Here is a 5,016-nt window from a genome sequence, read left to right as displayed (position 1 = left end):
CCGGGGTCGGACAGACACATTTGTGTTTTTAAAACACAGGAAATAATTCTTACAATGGAGAGTTTGATCCTGGCTCAGGATGAACGCTAGCGGCAGGCCTAATACATGCAAGTCGAACGAATCTGATCTCTTCGGAGGTCAGGTTAGTGGCGCACGGGTGCGTAACGCGTATGCAACCTACCTTCCACTGGGGGATAGCCCGTCGAAAGACGGATTAATACCGCATACCATAGTTTGAGGGCATCCGAAGACTATGAAAGCTTTGGCGGTGGAAGATGGGCATGCGTGCCATTAGCTAGATGGCGGGGTAACGGCCCACCATGGCGACGATGGCTAGGGGTTCTGAGAGGATGGTCCCCCACACTGGTACTGAGACACGGACCAGACTCCTACGGGAGGCAGCAGTAGGGAATATTGGGCAATGGGCGAGAGCCTGACCCAGCCATGCCGCGTGCAGGAAGAAGGCCTTCTGGGTTGTAAACTGCTTTTATCTGGGAAGAAAACGCCCCTGCGGGGGTAACTGACGGTACCAGATGAATAAGCACCGGCTAACTCCGTGCCAGCAGCCGCGGTAATACGGAGGGTGCAAGCGTTGTCCGGATTTATTGGGTTTAAAGGGTGCGTAGGCGGCCCGTTAAGTCAGCGGTGAAATCCCACGGCTCAACCGTGGAACTGCCGTTGATACTGGCGGGCTTGAGTTCGGTCGAGGCGGGCGGAACTGGCGGTGTAGCGGTGAAATGCTTAGATACCGCCAAGAACCCCGATTGCGTAGGCAGCTCGCTGGGCCGAAACTGACGCTGAGGCACGAAAGCGTGGGGAGCGAACAGGATTAGATACCCTGGTAGTCCACGCCGTAAACGATGATGACTCGATGTCGGCGATATACGGTCGGCGTCCAAGCGAAAGCGTTAAGTCATCCACCTGGGGAGTACGCCCGCAAGGGTGAAACTCAAAGGAATTGACGGGGGCCCGCACAAGCGGTGGAGCATGTGGTTTAATTCGATGATACGCGAGGAACCTTACCTAGGCTAGAATGCGCGTGACCGGTTCAGAGATGAACCTTCCCTTCGGGGCACAAAGCAAGGTGCTGCATGGCTGTCGTCAGCTCGTGCCGTGAGGTGTTGGGTTAAGTCCCGCAACGAGCGCAACCCCTACCTTTAGTTGCCAGCGCGTCATGGCGGGGACTCTAAAGGGACTGCCTTCGCAAGAAGCGAGGAAGGCGGGGACGACGTCAAGTCATCATGGCCCTTACGCCTAGGGCTACACACGTGCTACAATGGCCGGTACAGAGGGTCGCCACCCAGCGATGGGGCGCCAATCTCAAAAAGCCGGTCTCAGTTCGGATCGGAGTCTGCAACTCGACTCCGTGAAGCCGGAATCGCTAGTAATCGCGCATCAGCAACGGCGCGGTGAATACGTTCCCGGGCCTTGTACACACCGCCCGTCAAGCCATGGAAGTCAGGGAGACCTGAAGCCGGTGACCGTCATAGGAGCCGTCTAGGGTAAAACTGGTAACTGGGGCTAAGTCGTAACAAGGTAGCCGTACCGGAAGGTGCGGCTGGATCACCTCCTTTCTAGGGAAGACCCCGGGCTTTCCTGAAATAGACGCAGGTCCTGCAAGGATACCTTAAACAACTGTTTCAATTAATCATTCTCAAAACCTGTAAGGCAAGGACAAAAGGTTTTTGCTTCACGCTTAAGGGGAAGTTAACGGCAAAGAGGGAAGAGTGCACGCACTCCTAACCCGGCGCCCGTAACCCGTACCTTAAGGAACGTTCTTTGACATGTTGGGAGAGAGATAAAAGAAAAGAAGACTAGGCTCTGGCAACAGAGCCCTAGTGCGAGAGAGGCGGGCCGGCCCACGCTTGTGGGGCCGGCCGAAGACGCTAAAGAAGGGCGCACGGGGGATGCCTAGGCTCTCAGAGGCGATGAAGGACGCGACAAGCTGCGATAAGCCGCGGGGAGGGGCACATACCCACTGATCCGCGGGTGTCCGAATGGGGCAACCCACTAGCATGAAGTGCTAGTACCCTACGGGGGGCAAACCCGGGGAACTGAAACATCTAAGTACCCGGAGGAAGAGAAAACAACAGTGATTCCGCAAGTAGTGGCGAGCGAACGCGGATTAGCCCAAACCACAGCTGTCACGGCAGCTGCGGGGTTGTAGGACCACGCCGTGGGACCAAGTATTGAAGCATAACAGGCTGGGAAGCCTGACCATAGGGGGTGAGAGTCCCGTGTGCGTAAGCTGCTTGGCCCTAGTGGTATCCTGAGTAGGGCGGGACCGGAGAAATCCCGCCTGAATCCAGCGGCACCATCCGCTAAGGCTAAATACTCCTGAGAGACCGATAGTGAACCAGTACCGTGAGGGAAAGGTGAAAAGCACCGTGAATAACGGGGTGAAACAGATCCTGAAACCGTGCGCCTACAAGCGGTCGGAGCCACCTAGTGTGGTGACGGCGTGCCTTTTGCATAATGAGCCTACGAGTTGCTCCTCCCTGGCAAGGTTAAGTGCTTGAAAGCACGGAGCCGCAGCGAAAGCGAGTCTGAACAGGGCGCGCAGTCAGGGGGGGCAGACGCGAAACTTTGTGATCTACCCATGGGCAGGATGAAGGCTGGGTAAAACCAGTTGGAGGTCCGAACCAGTTTGCGTTGAAAAGCATTTGGATGACCTGTGGGTAGGGGTGAAAGGCCAATCAAACTGAGAAATAGCTCGTACTCCCCGAAATGCCTTTAGGGGCAGCGTCGCGGTGGAGTCTTGTGGAGGTAGAGCTACCGATAGGACTAGGGGGAGTCACATCCTACCGAATCCTGACGAACTCCGAATGCCACTAGACATACGCGGCAGTGAGGCTTGGGGTGCTAAGGTCCCAGGCCGAGAGGGAAAGAACCCAGACCGCCAGCTAAGGTCCCTAAATTTAGACTAAGTTGAACAAAGGGGGTCCACTTGCCCAGACAGCCAGGAGGTTGGCTTGGAAGCAGCCATTCCTTTAAAGAGTGCGTAACAGCTCACTGGTCGAGCGAGAGGGCATCGATAATAATCGGGCATCAAGTCTAATACCGAAGCTGCGGATTGCAGTTTACTGCACTGGTAGGGGAGCATTCCCTGGGCGGTGAAGGTCAGCCGGCGAGGCTGACTGGAGCGCAGGGAAAAGCAAATGTAGGCATAAGTAACGATAATGCGGGCGAGAAACCCGCACACCGAAAGACCAAGGTTTCCTGATCAACGCTAATCGGATCAGGGTTAGTCGGGTCCTAAGGCCGAGGCGAAAGCGCAGGTCGATGGACAGCTGGTTAATATTCCAGCACCGGCCATGCATAGCGATGCGGTGACGGAGAAGTGAAAGGACCGCGCACTGACGGAATAGTGCGCTTAACACCGTAGGTATATCTTTGGTAGTGAAGTACGCCATCGATGCTGAAAGTGGAAAGTACGCCAACCCTTCGGGGGCGGCGAGCGTCCCTAACCAGGCTCCCGAGAAAACCCGCTAAGTGTTTGACTGCATGGCCGCCCGTACCGCAAACCGACACAGGTGGTCGAGGAGAGAATCCTAAGGTGCTCGAGTGAATCACGGCCAAGGAACTCGGCAAAATGACCCTGTAACTTCGGGAGAAGGGGTGCTTCCTCCAGCGATGGAGAAGCCGCAGTGAAAAGGCCCAGGCGACTGTTTAACAAAAACACATGGCTTTGCGAAATCGAGAGATGAAGTATAAGGCCTGACACCTGCCCGGTGCCGGAAGGTTAAGAGGGGATGTTAGGGGCAACCCAAAGCATTGAATCGAAGCCCCGGTAAACGGCGGCCGTAACTATAACGGTCCTAAGGTAGCGAAATTCCTTGTCGGGTAAGTTCCGACCTGCACGAATGGTGTAACGATCTGGGCGCTGTCTCAGCCGTGAGCTCGGTGAAATTGTAGTCTCGGTGAAGATGCCGAGTACCCGCAACGGGACGGAAAGACCCCATGAACCTTTACTATAGCTTAGCATTGACGCTGGGTAACTCATGTGTAGGATAGGTGGGAGGCTGCGAGGCGGTGTCGCCAGGCATCGCGGAGCCGTCCTTGAAATACCACCCTTGAGTTGCTTGGCGCCTAACCTCCTACGAGGGGGGACAGTGCTTGGTGGGTAGTTTGACTGGGGTGGTCGCCTCCAAAACAGTAACGGAGGCTTTCAAAGGTTCCCTCAGCACGCTTGGTAACCGTGCGCAGAGCGCAATAGCACAAGGGAGCTTGACTGTGAGGCCCACAAGCCGAGCAGGGCCGAAAGGCGGATATAGTGATCCGGTGGTTCCGCATGGAAGGGCCATCGCTCAAAGGATAAAAGGTACTCTGGGGATAACAGGCTGATCTCCCCCAAGAGCTCATATCGACGGGGAGGTTTGGCACCTCGATGTCGGCTCGTCACGTCCTGGGGCTGGAGAAGGTCCCAAGGGTTCGGCTGTTCGCCGATTAAAGTGGCACGCGAGCTGGGTTCAGAACGTCGTGAGACAGTTCGGTCCCTATCTGTTGTGGGCGTTGGAGATTTGAGGGGTCCTGACCTTAGTACGAGAGGACCGGGTTGGACGAGCCTCTGGTGGACCTGTTGTGCCGCCTGGTGCAGCGCAGGGTAGCTACGCTCGGACGGGATAAGCGCTGAAAGCATCTAAGTGCGAAACCCGCCCCAAGATGAGATCTCCCTTGAAGGGCCGTCGAAGACGACGACGTCGATAGGCCGCAGGTGTAAAGCTGGAGACAGCAAAGCCGAGCGGTACTAATTGCCCGGGGGCGTCCGGCCGAGAACCGGCCCGCCGCTCTCACCTCTTCCCTTTGTCTCTTTCCCTCCTACATGTCCTAAAAAAGCATTGCACATAGCAAAACAGCATCGACTGCGACACAGACCGCAGCAAGGCAATGGTGGCTATGGCCCCGGTGAGCACCTCTTCCCATTCCGAACAGAGCAGTTAAGCCCGGGCGCGCCGATGGTACTGGGGTCACACCCGGGAGAGTAGGTGGCCGCCAACCCCAACAAGAAGGGCCCCT

At 56.4% G+C, this 5,016-nt stretch carries 3 rRNA genes; all 3 read left to right on the top strand.

Annotation, left to right across the window (positions count from 1 at the left end):
- Positions 1 to 51: 51 nt before the first annotated feature.
- The 3 genes from FJM51_RS25455 to rrf all read left to right on the top strand — a co-directional run bounded on the left by FJM51_RS25455 (position 52) and on the right by rrf (position 4,998).
- Positions 52 to 1,574: ribosomal RNA gene (locus FJM51_RS25455) — 16S ribosomal RNA — on the top strand.
- Between the two features lie 303 nt (positions 1,575 to 1,877).
- Positions 1,878 to 4,771 (top strand): 23S ribosomal RNA (locus tag FJM51_RS25450).
- Positions 4,772 to 4,886: 115 nt separating this feature from the next.
- Positions 4,887 to 4,998, top strand: a 5S ribosomal RNA gene (gene rrf / locus FJM51_RS25445).
- The 16S, 23S and 5S rRNA genes sit together here, the layout of an rRNA operon.
- Positions 4,999 to 5,016: the final 18 nt, after the last annotated feature.

Origin of the sequence: Amaricoccus solimangrovi (assembly GCF_006385685.1) — a bacterium.
GTDB classification, from domain to species: domain Bacteria; phylum Pseudomonadota; class Alphaproteobacteria; order Rhodobacterales; family Rhodobacteraceae; genus Amaricoccus; species Amaricoccus solimangrovi.
Note: the sequence above shows the minus strand (reverse complement) of the source record. Positions and strands in the feature narration are given on the sequence as shown.